Below are 14,359 nucleotides of genomic sequence, written 5' to 3'. Positions count from 1 at the left end.
TATTCGATTGTTCTGATGGTTAGCAAGCCGCACGATGAATGACGTGACCAACCGCGACCGCCTGCTCGGCCTCACCGTCGTCCTGCTCTGGGGCTTGAACTTCCTTGCCATCCGGATCGGGCTCGACCACTTCCCCCCGTTCTTCTTCGCGGCGCTGCGATTCGCGGTGCTCGCGGTGCCCGCGCTGCTGTTCGTCCCGCGTCCTGCGGTACGGATGCGCTGGATCCTGCTGTACGGCACCGGTTTCGGCATCTTGCAGTTCGCGTTCCTGTTCACCGCGATGCGGGTGGGCATGCCGACCGGGCTCGCCTCGCTGGTGTTGCAGTCCTCCGCGCCGTTCACCGTGCTGCTCGGCACGCTGCTGCTGGGTGAGCGGATGCGTCCGGTCCAGGTCGGGGGCCTTGCCGTCGCGGTGGCGGGCATGGCGGTGATCGGATGGGACCGGCTGGCCCACGCCGCCCTGTTGCCGGTGCTGCTGACCCTGGCGGGCGGCCTCGGCTGGGCGTTCGGCAACATCGGCGCGCGGCTGGCCGGCACCGAGACTCCCGGCGTCAATCCGCTGCACCTGATGCTGTGGACCACCGCTATTCCGCCGGTGCCGCTGTTCGCGTTGTCCGTGGTCGCCGAGGGGCCGACGACGGGCGCTCGCGCCTTGGCCGAGTCGTTCACAACCGAGGGTTTGCCCGCACTGCTGGCCCTCGCCTATATCGCCGTCCTTGCCACCGTGGTCGGCACGGGACTGTGGACCTATCTGCTCGGACGCTATCCCGCGGGATCGGTCGCCCCGTTCTCGTTGCTCGTTCCGGTCGTCGGAATCGCCGCCGCCTGGGCCGTCCTCGACGAGACACCGACCCCGATGTCCCTGGTCGGTGGCCTCGTGGTGCTGGCGGGCGCGTTCGCCGCCACGTCGAGCAGGCCACGTGCGGTGACGGCGGACATTCGCACCGGGACACCGAGCGCCCCCGCACTGGCCGACGCCGGCCGCCCGGCCTGACCAGGCGGTCATGCCCGGATCCGGCCACCGCCGACGGCGAGGATGCCGCTCTGCGCAACCAGATGGGGCCGACCGACCGGACGCCGAAGCGCTCGCCCGCGCGTGTGCTCGCCCGCACGGATTCCGCACGACGCCCCGATGGCTTTGCGGGGTGGGTGCGAGATCCCCGAATTGCCGCCTTACAGTAGTGCCCGGCGTGGAAGTTGGTCCCGGTTCTAGGCGGCAGAGCGGCGCATGGCAGAAAATCGATGGACCGTATCGCGAAGAGCACTGCTTCGTAACACGGTCGCGGCGGGGGTGGCAGCGGGGGCGCTGACGGCAGGTGCGTTGCGACCGACGCGGGCCGCGGCGAATCCCGGCGGAAGACGGGTCGCGGTACTGGGCGGCGGTGTCGCCGGTCTCACCGCCGCGCACGAGCTCGCGGAACGCGGATTCCAGGTCACCGTCTACGAAAAGCGCGCGTGGGGCGGCAAAGCGCGCAGCGTCGGCGTGCCCGGCACCGGAACGGGAGGACGACCGGACCTGCCCGGCGAACACGGCTTCCGCTTCTTCCCCGGCTTCTACCAGCACGTGCCGGACACCATGCGCCGAATCCCGTTCCCCGGCAATGCGAACGGCGTATGGGACAACCTGGTCGCGGTGCCGGAAGCGCGCTTCGCCCGGCGCGGCGGCGACGACTTCCGCGTTCCGCTCGGTCCGCGCTCCCGCGCCGAATTCTCCGCAGCCAGTTTCCGCGAGACGCTCGGCGCGGCGCTGTCCACCGCGCTGAAGATGCCCCCGAACGAGGGGATCTACTTCGCCGAGCGCCTGCTGGTCTTCAACACCAGCTGCGACGCCCGCCGCCTCGGCCAGTGGGAGCGCACCTCCTGGCACGAGTTCGTCGGCGGTCACGCGCGCTCGCATGAGTTCCGCGCCCTGCTCTCGCGCACGCTGACCAGCATCATGGTCGCCGCGAAGGAGAACGTGGCGAGCGTGCGCACCATCGGCACGATGGGCGAGCAGTTCCTCGGCAACCCGATGGGGATCGGCAACGACGGCGGCCTGGACCGCGTGCTGAACGGCCCCACCAACGCGGTCTGGATCGAGCCGTGGTTGCGGCGGATCCGCGAACTCGGGGCGGACTTCGTGCTGGGCGCCGAAGTGCGCGAACTGGAGGTGCGCGACCGCAGGATCGTCGCGGCGCGCGTGGTGGACGAGACCGGCGCGCAGCGCACCGTCGAGGCGGACTATTTCGTCGTCGCGCTGCCCGCCGAACGGGCGCGTGCCCTGTGGTCGCCGCAGGTGCTCGACGTCCAGCCCGAATTGGCGGGGATGGACCACCTCGTCACCGACTGGATGAACGGCATTCAGTTCTATCTGCGCAGGCAGGCCGACATCTCACGCGGCCATACCGCCTATATCGACGCGCCGTGGTCGCTCACTTCGATCAGCCAGAACCAGTTGTGGCGGCGCAAGCTGCCCGAGTTCGGCGACGGCGGTGTGCAGGACTGCCTGTCGGTGGACATCTCCGACTGGAACACCCCGGGCATCCTGTTCGGCAAGCCGGCCAAGGAGTGCACCCACGAGGAGATCGCACGCGAAGCGTGGGCGCAGATCCGGGCGCACCTGGACGATCGCGGCGAGGTGCTGGGTGACGCCGACCTGCACTCCTGGTTCCTCGACCCGGGCATCACCTGGCAGGAGGGCCGGCGGCGCAACGCCAACGCCGACCCGCTGCTGATCAACACCGCGGGGTCGTGGGACTACCGCCCGCAGGCGCACGGCGCGCTGGAGAACCTCTTCCTGGCGGGCGATTACGTGCGCACGAACGTCGATCTGGCCACCATGGAGGGCGCCAACGAGTCCGCGCGCGCCGCGGTGAACGCACTGCTGGACGTAGCCGGCTCGAACGCGGAGCGCTGCCGGATGTACACCCTGTACCGCGCGCCCGAGCTGGAACCGCTGCGCCAGGCCGACGCCGACCGCTACGCGGCCGGGCAGCCGAATATGTTCGACGTCCCGGCCTGAATCGCGATCAGTAGACGCCGACCGGTGAGAGGTCTATCGACACGGGGCTCCGATATTTGTTGCGCCGCCATCATCGAGGCGATAGTCTCTGCCTATGCGCGGGGAAGAGGGGGAATTGATAACGCGGGGGAAAATCTGGCGATGGAACAGCAAACGCGCGACAGGGATCGTCGAGTCGGCCACTGGAGATCACATCTGGTTCGGGTTGGACTCGTTACGCGGGCGGGATTTCGACGCCATCTCGATAGGCGACAACGTCGAGGTCGAGTATGAATTCGCCCAACAAGACACCCATACTCTACGCGCGGTAAGAATAGACTGGTTGTAAATTACGCCATTCCTGGGGGGGATAATGAAATATCTGCTCGCGGCCACATTCGTCGCTATTGCAGTTCTATGCATGCCGAACTCAGCCGCTGCGGAACCCAATCCAGCCGACCTAGAGTTCACAGCGAGTTCCGCATATCGCGAATACCAGAACAACATCGCAAAATTCACGGGCCAGGTGAGCTACAGTTCGAACATGTTCGCATGGTCGTTGAAGCTACTGCCTGCGACTCAGAGCGTTGTGTACGGCGACATGAATTGCCGTACAACCATAGGCGGTATAGCTGGCTACTCCGACGATCATCCGAACATTCCGCGCGACTACCTCCTCCATTCGAGCGTCAAGATCGATCGAGGAAGATGGTACAAGCTGCGTAGTCGATGTGATTTCAAAGTGCTGACCGATGCTGGAATGCAGCCGGGAAATGTGGAAACGGCCGTGGACTTCATCGCGAGGTAACCGAAACTCCTGCCATCATCGGAGGTCTGCAACGGAGCGACGAACAGGACCACCTGTTCGACGCCCCTGTCTGAACGCATGTGACCGATCTCCCATCGCCAGAACAGAATTCGATCGCTATCCCCGGCGAACGGTGCTTGAATCGAACTATGCGCGAGAGCACCGCCTCCGATGAGATCACCGACCCGGCGGATCTGCGAGCGTTGCTCGGCGAGGTGGCGCCCCGCGTCGCCACCAAGGAGCGCCCCGCGCTGCACGCCCGGGACCGGGAGTGGATCGCGACCTCACCGTTCCTGGTGATGAGCACCAGCGACGCGCACGGCAACTGCGACGCCTCCCCGAAGGGTGATCCGGCGGGTTTCGTGCGGGTGCTCGACGACACCACCCTCGCCATCCCGGAGCGCCCCGGTAACCGGCGCGCCGACGGCTACCTCAACATCCTGGCCAATCCGCACGTCGGCCTGTTGTTCGTGATCCCGGGCCGCCGCGAGACACTGCGGATCAACGGCCGCGCCCGGCTGGTGCGCGACGCGCCGTACTTCGACGACATGGTGGTGCGCGGGCATCGCCCGATCCTCGCCGTCGAGGTGGACATCGACCAGATCTTCTTCCACTGCGCCAAGGCGTTCATGCGCAGTCACCTCTGGGAGCCCGACCAGTGGCCGGAGGACACCTTGCCGAGCGCTGCCCGCCTGGTCAAAGAGGTGCAGACGAACGTCACCGAGACGGTGGAGGAACTCGAGCGCTACTACGCGCCGGAGAACTACGCGGCCAAGCTCTACCAGGGGTGAGCCGCGTGGCCCACGCCACCCGACCGCGACGCGCCGCCATCGCGGCGCGAACATAGACTCGCGACGTGGCAGACATATCGGTGCGCGGACGGCTCGCGCTGGCGGCGGCGGCCGCGGCGTCCTGGGCCTCGCAGAAGGCGGGCCGCGGCAAGGGCTCGATGATCGGCGGCCTGATCGCGTTGAAGATCGATCCGACCGTCATGGATCAGCTGGGACGGCAGCGGCGCACCGTGCTGGTGACCGGTACGAACGGCAAGTCCACCACCACGCGGATGACCACCGCGGCGCTCAGCACACTGGGCACGGTCGCGACCCAGGCCGACGGCGCGAACATGGACGCGGGCATCGTCGCCGCGCTCAACGCGCACCGGCGCGCGCCGCTGGCCGCGATCGAGGTCGACGAATTGCACCTGCCGCACGTCACCGATTCGCTGAACCCCTCGGCGGTGGTGCTGCTGAACCTCAGCCGCGACCAGCTCGACCGGGTCGGCGAGATCAACATGATCGAGCGCAAGCTGCGCGCGGGCCTGGCGAAGCACCCGGCCACCGTCGTGGTCGCCAACTGCGACGACGTACTGGTCACCTCGATCGCCTACGACCACCCCAACGTGGTGTGGGTGGCCGCGGGCAGCGGCTGGGCGATGGACGCGACCAGCTGCCCGCGCAGCGGTGAGCCGATCGTCTGGGAGGGCGCGCACTGGCGCAGCACCGGTGCGGACTTCCAGCGTCCGGAACCGGACTGGTGGCTCGACGGCGACGATCTGGTCGGCCCGGAGGGCAAGCGTTTCCCGCTGCGGCTCGCGCTGCCGGGCCGGGCCAATCGCGGCAATGCCGCACAAGCGGTGGCCGCCGCCGTCGCGCTCGGCGCCGACGCGCAGCAGGCCGTCGCGGCCGCGGGGACGGTCCGCGAGATCGCGGGTCGCTACCGCACCGTGCAGGTCGGGGAGCACGACGCGCGGCTGCTGCTGGCGAAGAATCCGGCCGGATGGCAGGAGGCGCTGTCGATGATCGAGCCGACCTCCGCGGGGCTGGTGATCGCCGTGAACGGCCAAGTGCCCGACGGCGAGGACCTGTCCTGGCTGTGGGACGTGCGGTTCGAGCACTTCGAAGGCGTGCAGGTGGTGGCCGCGGGTGAGCGCGCCACCGACCTGGCCGTGCGGCTGACCTACGCGGGCGTGGAACACACATTGGTGCCCGATCCGGTGCGCGCCATCGCGTCGTGCCCCGCGGGCCACGTGGAAGTGCTGGCGAACTACACCGCGTTCCGTGATCTCAACCGTGACCTGGAGGAACGGGCATCATGAGCGAGTCGACCTTCCGCATCGGCCTGGTGCTGCCGGACGTGATGGGCACCTACGGCGACGGCGGCAACGCCCTCGTGCTGCGCCAGCGGCTGCGCATGCGCGGTTACGACGCCGAGATCGTCGAGATCACCCTGTCCGAGCCGGTGCCGGACTCCCTGGACGTCTACACCCTCGGCGGCGCCGAGGACTCCGCCCAGCGTCTGGCCACCCGGCACCTGCAGCGCTACCCCGGCTTGCAACGCGCCGCGGGCAGAGGCGCCCCGGTGCTGGCGATCTGCGCGGCCATCCAGGTGCTCGGCCAGTGGTACGAGACCTCGGCGGGCGAGCGGGTCGACGGCGTCGGCCTGCTCGACGTCACCACGTCGCCGCAGCAGAAACGCGCCATCGGCGAGGTGACCACCACACCCCTGCTCGACGGGCTCACCGCGGCGCTCACCGGCTTCGAAAATCACCGGGGCGGAACGAAACTCGGTGGCGAGGCACACGGCCTTGCCCGCGTCACCCGTGGCGTCGGCAACGGCGTCGGCGACGGATTGGAAGGCGTCGTCCAGGGTTCGGTGATCGGCACCTACATGCACGGCCCGGCGCTGGCCCGCAACCCCGAACTCGCCGACTTGCTGCTGATGCGCGCCCTCGGCGTCACCGAGCTGGCCCCTCTCGACCTTCCCGAGGTCGACCAACTCCGACGGGAGCGGCTGCGCGCCTGATCCCGGCCGAGCGCATCTCCTCCGAGCCCGGCTGTGCGCACGCGGTGGGCGCGCGCGACGGCGACGATCTACGTCGCGGCGCCCTCCTTCGTCCGCACGCGCGAAAACGACTGCTCCGGCAGGTCTTTGATCTGCTTCCAGCCCCCGCACTCCCGGAGAGCCTCCACCTGCATGCCATCCAACGGTTCGCACCCCCATGACATCCGAGCGGTCGTCTTCGATTGGCGCGGCACACTCGTCTCGGAACTCTCCCCGCAGCAGTGGGCTCGGGAAGCGCTGCGGCGGACAGGCCGCAGACATGACGACGATTCCGCCCGCGCGCTCCTGTGGAAGATCCGGACAGCCGCCGGCGAACCGAACCGGCTGCAATCACCGCAGGGCAACACCAGCGCCGCCCGGCACAGGGAAACGTTCTACGCGGTGTTCGCGGATGCCGGACTCGACACCGACCTCGCCGACGAACTTTTCGCAGTGGATTCCGATCCGGCCTACAACCATTTCGCCGCCGATGCGGCGGCCACTCTCACCGCCCTGCGCGAAAGCGGTTACCAGATCGGCGTTCTCAGCAACATTCACTTCGACATCCGCCCCTGTTTCGCCGAAGCGCGGCTGTTGCCTCTGATCGACGCCTTCGTCCTGTCCAACGAGCACGGCATCCAGAAACCCGACCCCGCCATATTCCGACTGGCGCTCGCGGAACTCGGCACCCGCGCTGAGCAAACCCTCATGGTCGGAGACCGGCCCGCACGCGACGGGGCGGCCGTAGCGGTCGGAATGCCGACCCTGCTCGTTCCTTCGCTGACCGATCCCCGGCACTGCCAACTGCACCTCGTCACGAACGCCGTCGGCGCGGGTTCGCGACCGCCGGCCCGAAAGCGGAGCGCTGCGGTATCGGGCTTCGTCGAATCGGTTATACCTCGGTGACGTCGACCGAGACGGTGATCGTGCTGTCCTTGGCGTCGGTGTAGATGATGCCGCGCAGCGGGGGGACGTCGGCGTAGTCCCGGCCCCAGGCGGCGGTGATGTATCGCTCGTCGCCGAGCTGGTCGTTGGTGGGGTCGAGGTCGATCCACCGGCCGGTGCGGTCGTGTCCGTCCGCGCCGGGCACCCACACGGCCGCCCAGGCATGGGTGGCGTCGGCGCCGACCATCCGCTCCTTGCCCGGCGGCGGATCGGTGGCCAGGTAACCGGACACGTACCTGGCCGCCAGGCCGTGCGACCGCAGGCAGGCGACGGCCAGGCGGGCGAAATCCTGACAGACGCCCGCGCGAGCCGCGAACACGTCGGCCACCCGGGTGGACACCGTCGTGGCTCCGGACCGGTAGGCGAAATCGTTGTGGACGCGCGTGTTCAGCTCACCCACCGCATCCAGCAGCGGTCGGCCCGGCAGGAGGGATTCGGCCGTGTAGGCGACGATCGCCGGCGTGATCTCCGGTGGATGCAGGTCGAGGGCGAACTCCCCGGCCAACGGTCCGTTCGCGCTGGTCGGGCGCGCTTTCTCCCACGGCTCGGCGGCCGCTGCGCAGCGGCCGCGATTCGGAGCGTCGACCTCGACCAGCGATTCGCCGACGACGGTCAGCGCGCGGTGCTCGGTGGTGACGTGGAAATAGGAGGTGATGTTGCCGTACACGTCCGCGCCGACCGATCGATCCGACGGCGCTGGGTCGATCCGGATGTCGTGGGCGAGCAGTCGCTGGCCGGGTAAGTCGCGCGGCGTCAAATAGGCGCGCCCGTAGGAATTGGTGACCTCGCTCGAGTACGAGTACGTGGTGCGGTGCGCTACCCGATAGCGCCGCACCGCGGGGCCGGTCATCCGACGACCTGCGCGCTACCCCACAGCGGTTGGATGCCGACCGGCACCGACAGCGTGGTGTTCTCGAAGGATTCGGACATCTTGCGCAGGCGCGCGTGCACACCCTCCAGCAACTCCGCCAGTTCGGTGCGCCGGTCGTCCGCGTCGGTGACCGCCAAGTCGTCGGGATCCAGGCGACGCAGCATGCGGCGCGCGTCGGCGAGCAACCGCTGCGGACGCGAGGATCCGGACGCGCCGGGCAGCGCGTGGAAAGCGGTGTGCAACCGGTCCAGCTGATAGGCCAGCGAGCGCGGATTGGCGGTGTCGAACAGGAGGAGTTCGGCGACGTCCGCTATCCGGACCGATTCCTGATGCCGCCGCCGGTAACTCACCGAGGACTCGGTGGCGCGCAGCACCCATCCGGTGACCTCCCGCTCGGTCTGCTCCGGATACCGCTGGGTCAGCGCGGCCGACAGCAACGCGGTCAGAGCGAGACCGCGCTCGATCCGCTTGCCGATGTCCCTGACGTGCCACCCGGTGTCCCGGATCAGCGACTCCCCGTCGATGCCGGACAGCGCGAGCAGCCCGGCCAGACTGCGCGCGTGCACCTCCGAGAGCTCCGCCTCCTGGTTGTCCGCCGCCTCCGGATAGCTCGCCAGCGCACGGTCGACCGCGCCCAGGATCATCCAGGTGTCCACCGACAACTGGTCACGCACGGCGCGCGCGGCGTTGCCGTAGCGGTCGATCGCGAAGGCCAGCGAACCGGGCAACTCGCGGTCGATCGTCAGCGCGACGAGATAGTCGTGGCCCGAACGGGAACCGCCGGGCACCCGGTACGCCTCGGAGGTGGTGATCGGTGCCGCTGCCGTGTCGGCGCCGTCCGGTGGTTCCGCGACGGCCTCCACACCGGCCGTGATCGGTTGTTCCGCACCGGCGTGGGCCACGGCTTCGTTCCGGGACCCTGCGGTGGAGTGCTCCGACTGCCGCGAATCGTGCCCTCGCCATGAAGATTTCGGGAAGCGCGGCCCGGACGACTCGGCGGAAGGCACGTGTGTGGCGGTACCCCTGCCGGATTGCCGCCGCAGGTCCGGCGCTGGAGTCTCGGGCACAGACTCGCCCGGCCCCGGCCGCGCCGCACTCGGCCCGTCATCGGATTCCGCGATCGTTCCGGCCGGGGAGTGCGCTCGCTCGTCGCTGGACTGCGTGACGCCCCCGTCGACCTCGACGCCGTCCGGCGGCGCGAGCAGGCCGCGATCGGCCGCACTCTGTTGTGGTGCGAGGGCGCGCGCTTCGACACCCGACAGCCCCTCGGTCGGAGCGGCGGTGGCGGTGGTCCGGCCGAGAGCGGCCAGCAGGATCGGCAGCGCCTCGGCGCCTTCCAGCCAAGGGCGATAGCGGAACTCCTGGTAACGCTCGTGGGTGGCGATCAGGAGACGGGCCGTGTCCTCCGCGCGCTCCCCGTAGCGACCCATCCAGAACAGGTCGTTGAGCACACGGGGGGAGCTGATCGGCTCCACGATCGGCGCGGTGCGCCGTTCGCGGGACGGCTCGGTGCTGATCGCGGCGGCGGTCGTCGGCGCGGCCCGCACCCAGACGTCTTTGGCGGCCACTGTGCGCGCGGCGCGGTCGGCAGTGCGCTGACGCAGTTGACCGAGGCCGCCGGACAGCACGGTATAGCCGCCCCGGTGGGCGAGGGAGAACAAGCGCATGCCGACCGGAGCCGCGCCGAGGTTCTCGTGATCGCGGATCGCGGGCGCCACGGAGAATTGGGCCGGTTCCCGGCCCACCCACTGCCACCCATGCGCCTCGATCCTCGCCTTCGTCTCCGCGCGCTGCTCCCGGCTCAGCTCGGGGCCGACCAGCGTGGTGCCGTCGATCGCGGAGCGCAGGATCAGCTTGTCCAAGTGCGCGATCAGATGCTTGCGCTCCCGCTCGCGACCGCCCCAGTACGACGGCGCGTTCTCCAGCAGCAGATCCTCGCCCAGCAGCGCGCGTGCGAGAGCGGGCAGGAAACCGGCCAGCGCGGGATTCTCCAGCAGACCGCTGCCCAACGTGTTCACCACCGTCACCGCGCCGCGCCGGAGCACCTCGACCAGGCCGGCCACACCCAGGCGCGAATCCGGCCGCAGGTCGAGTGGATCGGACAACTCGGCGTCCACCCGGCGCAGCACCACGTCGACCCGTTTCAGCGTGCCGAGCGACCGCATCCACAGCGCGCCGTCGCGCACCACCAGATCCGCGCTCTCCACCAACGGAAAGCCGAGCGTGGAGGCGAGATAGGCCTGATCGAACGCGGTCTCGGAATGCACGCCTGGGCTGAGCACCACGACGACCGGCTCGTCGTCGTCGGTCGGCGCCGATTCGATCAGCATCAGGCGCATCGCCCTGGCGAAGGGCGTCAGCGGACGTGGATTGGCATGCTCGAACGACTCCGGGATCGCGGTCGCCACGACCCTGCGATCGGCCAGCGCGTATCCCGCGCCGGAAGGCGCTTGCGTCCAGTCCGCGAGCACCCGGAACCGCCCGTCGGCCCAACGGCTCAGATCGCAGGCGTGCAGGAAGAGCTGATGCCGCCCCGGCACGGTGATGCCGTGCGCTGCCCGGACGTAGCCACGGTTACCGAAGACGACTTCGGGCGCCAGCAGCCCCGAGACGATCGTCCTGCGCGGCCCGTAGACATCGGTGAGCACCTCGTCGAATACCCGGGAGCGCTGTTCCAACCCGGCCTCCAGCCGGGTCCAGTCGTCCGCGGCGACCAGCAAAGGAATCGGATCGAGGCGCCAGGGCGCCGTGGCGTCGGCCGAGGCGCCGACCTCGTGGTAGGCGATCCCGTCGTCATCGATCAGCCTGCGCACCCGGCTGTCCAGCCTGCGCAGCCCGTCCCCGCCGAGTCGGCCGAAGTCGGCCGACAGCTCCGACCAGGTCCGGCGCACCGTGCCGTCCACGTCGGCCAGTTCGTCGTAGTAGCCCGCCACGGGCGCGCCACATTCGTCGTAGGCGGCCGTTTCGGCGCCCTCCGCGCGGTAGCGCGTGAACTGTTCGCGCACAACGACGCCGGTGACGGTCTCCCGCCGCTCCTCACGCAACGTCACCGCGCCGACCTCACTTCCGCCGCCATCCTCGACCAATGGTCGCCGAACGTTCTCTGAACGGTCACGACCCGAACCGTTCTACCGTGTCGAACACAACGCACCGTTCGGATTCGTGGCCATTTTCGCATGTCGCAGCGTCGATATCGGACGAACCAACAGGATGCCCCGCAGTCGTCATGCTCAGTTGCCACGCAGTTGCCTTCACATCGAACAGGCGACACGCGGGCCAGGTCCCACCGCGACGGCCGGGCCGGTGGTATCACCGAACCACGACAACGATCTCGCCAGGAGGTCATATGCGTACAACCGATTGCTCATCGTGCGAGTCCGCGTTCGACCACTGCCACGGAACCCTGATCGTGCACGCGAGCCGGATCGCCGAATGCACCGACGAGCACTGCCTGGAACTCAGCCACGCCCGGCACGCCTTCGTCCTCGATTGCCGAGACCTCGCGGGCGGCTGCCGGTGCACCGACGAAGACACGGTTCGCCGCCGCGCCTGAACGGTTCCGTACCCTGGCCCGGGTGAGCTATGACCACGTGTTGCTGCCGTCCGGTGTCGCGTCGTCGATCCCGGAGGTCGACGCCTACCTGAGCACCCAGCAGGGCGTCCCCGAGGCCGGGGCGGTCGCGCAGATCGCGGCCGAACTGAACAGACGCAACGCGGAACTGCCCGAGGAGGACAGCTTTCTCAGTACCGCCCCGGTCGGCGGGGCCGCCACCGGCGCGGTGCTGCACGTGCCGTGTCCCTACGACGCGATCGGCTTCGTCCGCCACTTGCTGTTCGAACTGGCCACACCACTGAACTACGCCATTTACGACCCGCAGCTGGCCTGGCTGATCGATCCCGCCGGGCGCGTCGAGGCCATCGTCACCCACGGCGGCGCGGGCGAGTTCCCCTACCTGACCGAAACGCTCGTCCATCAGTGGGTTCCGGAGCTGAGTGCGCCGAACCCGTATCTCGTCGTCGAACGCGGCGAGGAGTTCTACATCCAGACCTATCGCGGGAACACCGGCGCGTACACCGTCGAATACCGGGACGGCTCATCCGACAAGCATTTCGGCACCACCGTCTCCGACCCCGCCACGGTGGCCGCTCTCATCTGGGGCTGGGCCAACGACGACCGCAGCCGCTTTCCCGGCCTCCCCTGGACCCGCGTCGACCTCTGAACCCGGTCACTGGTTCTGGGCGGCCAACCGGCCGGCCAGCGCCAGGAACGAGGCGCCGAAGACCCGGCGCGTCCAGGTCACCACGGCGGGCCGGGACACGACCTGGTCGCGCACAGCGGCGGCGCACGCGCCGTACACCGCGAACACCACCAAGGTGGCGAGCATGAAGATGCCGCTCAATGCGAGCATGCGCGTCAGCGCATTCGGCGCCGCGCTGGGGACGAACTGCGGCAGGAACGCGAAGAAGAAGATGGTCAGCTTGGGGTTGAGGAGGTTGAGCAGCACCGCCGAGGTGATCACTTTCCGCGCCGAGGGCGCGCTGTGCCCGATGTGCTCCGGCACGGCGAGCGCGCCTTTGTCCCGGAACGTGGTCCAGGCCATGTACACCAGATAGGCGACGCCCAGGTACTTCAGCGTCTGGAACGCGACCGCGCTGGCATTCAGCAGCGCGGCCAGACCAGTGATCGCCGCGATCAGGTGCGGGACGGTGCCGAGCGTACAGCCGAAGGCCGCGATCACCGCGGCTCGCGCTCCCCGGGACAGTCCGGCCGCCAGCGTGAACAGCACCCCGGTGCCGGGGGTGGCGACGATGACGAGCGTCGTCAGCACGAATTCGATGCTCATCCCCGACACGGTAACCCACGCGCGGCGGGCGCGATCGTGCTCGTGGAAAACGATTTCGCCGCTTACAGCGCGCGCCGCCCCGACAGCGCGCGGCCGAGGGTCAGCTCGTCGGCGAACTCCAGGTCGCCACCCATCGGCAGGCCCGAGGCCAGCCTGGTCACGCTCAGGCCGGGGAAGTCGCGCAGCATCCGGACCAGGTAGGTGGCGGTGGCCTCGCCCTCGGTGTTCGGGTCGGTCGCGATGATCACCTCGCTGACGTCGACGCCGTCCTCCTGATTCCCGATGCGCGCCAGCAGTTCCCGGATCCGCAGCTGATCGGGACCGATCCCGCTGAGCGGGTCCAGCGCGCCGCCGAGCACGTGGTAGCGACCGCGGAACTCCCGGGTGCGCTCGATCGCCTGCACGTCCTTGGGTTCCTCGACCACGCAGATCATGGTCCGGTCCCGGCGCGGATCGGCGCAGATGCGGCACATCTCGCCGTCGGAGACCGTCCCGCACGTGACGCAGAACTGCACACCGTCGCGCACCTTCTGCAGCGCGGCCTGCAACCGATCGATCTCCGGCGGCTCCACCTGCAACAAGTGGAAGGCGATGCGCTGCGCGCTCTTCGGACCGACGCCGGGCAGCTTGCCCAACTCGTCGATCAGATCCTGGACCGGACCCTCGTACACCCGCTGCCTCGGCTCAGAAACCGGGCAGCGAACCGCCGCCGAGGCCGCCGGACAGCGGTCCGAGCCGTTCGGCGGCGACGCGCTGCGCGTTGGCCATCGCGTCGTTGACCGCGCCGATGACCAGGTCCTGCAAGGTCTCGACGTCGTCGGGATCCACGGCCTTGGGATCGATGGTCAGCGACAGCACCTCACCGCTGGCCTTGATGGTGACCTTGACCAGGCCACCGCCCGCCGCGCCCTCCACCTCGGTCGCCGCGATCTCGGCCTGGGCTTCCATCACCGCCTGCTGCATCTGCTGCGCCTGGGCGAGCAACTGTTGCATGTCGAACTGGCCACCTGGCTGCACGGGAGGGTCCTCTCTGGAGAAGGTGTCACCGGCCAGCCTAGTCCTGCCGCACCATGTCGCTGGCGCGGCCCGAC

At 69.1% G+C, this 14,359-nt stretch carries 14 protein-coding genes; 9 read left to right on the top strand and 5 right to left on the bottom strand.

Annotation, left to right across the window (positions count from 1 at the left end; translation table 11 throughout):
• The first annotated feature begins 43 nt into the window (after window positions 1-43).
• From ABZ552_RS04050 to ABZ552_RS04020, 7 genes are all read left to right on the top strand, one after another.
• Window positions 44-994: an EamA family transporter gene (locus tag ABZ552_RS04050; protein ID WP_281919201.1), complete on the top strand. Its 951-nt coding sequence runs from the start codon at window positions 44-46 to the stop codon at window positions 992-994.
• 234 nt (window positions 995-1,228) lie between these two features.
• Window positions 1,229-3,001 carry an FAD-dependent oxidoreductase gene (locus tag ABZ552_RS04045; protein WP_357435475.1) on the top strand — a complete coding sequence of 591 codons (1,773 nt, stop codon included), beginning with the start codon at window positions 1,229-1,231 and terminating at the stop codon, window positions 2,999-3,001.
• A 352-nt stretch (window positions 3,002-3,353) separates the two neighbouring features.
• Window positions 3,354-3,788: a hypothetical protein gene (locus tag ABZ552_RS04040; RefSeq protein WP_281876853.1), complete on the top strand. Its 435-nt coding sequence runs from the start codon at window positions 3,354-3,356 to the stop codon at window positions 3,786-3,788.
• A 149-nt stretch (window positions 3,789-3,937) separates the two neighbouring features.
• A complete protein-coding gene (locus tag ABZ552_RS04035; RefSeq protein ID WP_281876852.1) occupies window positions 3,938-4,579 on the top strand; it encodes a pyridoxamine 5'-phosphate oxidase family protein in 642 nt (213 codons plus the stop codon).
• Window positions 4,580-4,644: 65 nt separating this feature from the next.
• On the top strand, window positions 4,645-5,883 hold the full coding sequence (locus ABZ552_RS04030; protein WP_159844462.1) for a MurT ligase domain-containing protein: 1,239 nt from the start codon (window positions 4,645-4,647) through the stop codon (window positions 5,881-5,883).
• Window positions 5,880-6,590: a glutamine amidotransferase gene (locus ABZ552_RS04025; protein ID WP_281876850.1), complete on the top strand. Its 711-nt coding sequence runs from the start codon at window positions 5,880-5,882 to the stop codon at window positions 6,588-6,590. The genes ABZ552_RS04030 and ABZ552_RS04025 overlap by 4 nt, the downstream gene beginning before the upstream one ends.
• A 171-nt stretch (window positions 6,591-6,761) precedes the next feature.
• A complete protein-coding gene (locus tag ABZ552_RS04020) occupies window positions 6,762-7,514 on the top strand; it encodes an HAD family hydrolase (RefSeq protein WP_281919204.1) in 753 nt (250 codons plus the stop codon).
• Here the strand turns inward: ABZ552_RS04020 and ABZ552_RS04015 are convergent.
• Together ABZ552_RS04015 and ABZ552_RS04010 are read right to left on the bottom strand one after the other, a co-directional pair.
• Window positions 7,501-8,403, bottom strand: a complete 903-nt coding sequence (locus ABZ552_RS04015; protein WP_281876848.1) for a transglutaminase family protein — start codon at window positions 8,401-8,403, stop codon at window positions 7,501-7,503. The two genes, ABZ552_RS04020 and ABZ552_RS04015, sit on opposite strands and share 14 nt — an antisense overlap.
• Window positions 8,400-11,468 (bottom strand): circularly permuted type 2 ATP-grasp protein, encoded by a 3,069-nt coding sequence (locus ABZ552_RS04010; protein WP_357435567.1) that lies wholly within the window; start codon window positions 11,466-11,468, stop codon window positions 8,400-8,402. Before ABZ552_RS04010 ends, ABZ552_RS04015 begins: the two co-directional genes overlap by 4 nt.
• A 302-nt stretch (window positions 11,469-11,770) precedes the next feature.
• Between ABZ552_RS04010 and ABZ552_RS04005 the strand changes: the two genes are divergently transcribed.
• Together ABZ552_RS04005 and ABZ552_RS04000 are read left to right on the top strand one after the other, a co-directional pair.
• Window positions 11,771-11,977 (top strand): hypothetical protein, encoded by a 207-nt coding sequence (locus tag ABZ552_RS04005; protein ID WP_281876847.1) that lies wholly within the window; start codon window positions 11,771-11,773, stop codon window positions 11,975-11,977.
• 22 nt (window positions 11,978-11,999) lie between these two features.
• Window positions 12,000-12,644 carry a hypothetical protein gene (locus tag ABZ552_RS04000; protein WP_281876846.1) on the top strand — a complete coding sequence of 215 codons (645 nt, stop codon included), beginning with the start codon at window positions 12,000-12,002 and terminating at the stop codon, window positions 12,642-12,644.
• Window positions 12,645-12,650: 6 nt separating this feature from the next.
• Here the strand turns inward: ABZ552_RS04000 and ABZ552_RS03995 are convergent, their stop codons facing one another.
• From ABZ552_RS03995 to ABZ552_RS03985, 3 genes are all read right to left on the bottom strand, one after another.
• Window positions 12,651-13,268 (bottom strand): LysE family translocator, encoded by a 618-nt coding sequence (locus ABZ552_RS03995; protein WP_281876844.1) that lies wholly within the window; start codon window positions 13,266-13,268, stop codon window positions 12,651-12,653.
• A gap of 62 nt (window positions 13,269-13,330) precedes the next feature.
• Window positions 13,331-13,939: a recombination mediator RecR gene (gene recR / locus ABZ552_RS03990; protein WP_281919207.1), complete on the bottom strand. Its 609-nt coding sequence runs from the start codon at window positions 13,937-13,939 to the stop codon at window positions 13,331-13,333.
• Between the two features lie 13 nt (window positions 13,940-13,952).
• Window positions 13,953-14,285 (bottom strand): YbaB/EbfC family nucleoid-associated protein, encoded by a 333-nt coding sequence (locus tag ABZ552_RS03985; protein WP_195084915.1) that lies wholly within the window; start codon window positions 14,283-14,285, stop codon window positions 13,953-13,955.
• Between the last annotated feature and the right edge of the window lie 74 nt (window positions 14,286-14,359).

The sequence above is a fragment of the Nocardia sp. NPDC019219 genome (assembly GCF_040632645.1).
GTDB lineage: Bacteria > Actinomycetota > Actinomycetes > Mycobacteriales > Mycobacteriaceae > Nocardia > Nocardia sputorum.
This window is presented reverse-complemented; position numbering and strand designations above follow the sequence as displayed.

Excerpts from the sequence above, each read along its gene's own strand:
- ABZ552_RS04045 (WP_357435475.1), top strand. The coding sequence starts at position 1,229 with ATGGCAGAAAATCGATGGACCGTATCGCGAAGAGCACTGCTTCGTAAC.
- ABZ552_RS04040 (WP_281876853.1), top strand. The coding sequence starts at position 3,354 with ATGAAATATCTGCTCGCGGCCACATTCGTCGCTATTGCAGTTCTATGC.
- ABZ552_RS04035 (WP_281876852.1), top strand. The coding sequence starts at position 3,938 with ATGCGCGAGAGCACCGCCTCCGATGAGATCACCGACCCGGCGGATCTG.
- ABZ552_RS04025 (WP_281876850.1), top strand. The coding sequence starts at position 5,880 with ATGAGCGAGTCGACCTTCCGCATCGGCCTGGTGCTGCCGGACGTGATG.
- ABZ552_RS04020 (WP_281919204.1), top strand. The coding sequence starts at position 6,762 with ATGCCATCCAACGGTTCGCACCCCCATGACATCCGAGCGGTCGTCTTC.
- ABZ552_RS04015 (WP_281876848.1), bottom strand. The coding sequence starts at position 8,403 with ATGACCGGCCCCGCGGTGCGGCGCTATCGGGTAGCGCACCGCACCACG.
- ABZ552_RS04005 (WP_281876847.1), top strand. The coding sequence starts at position 11,771 with ATGCGTACAACCGATTGCTCATCGTGCGAGTCCGCGTTCGACCACTGC.
- ABZ552_RS03995 (WP_281876844.1), bottom strand. The coding sequence starts at position 13,268 with ATGAGCATCGAATTCGTGCTGACGACGCTCGTCATCGTCGCCACCCCC.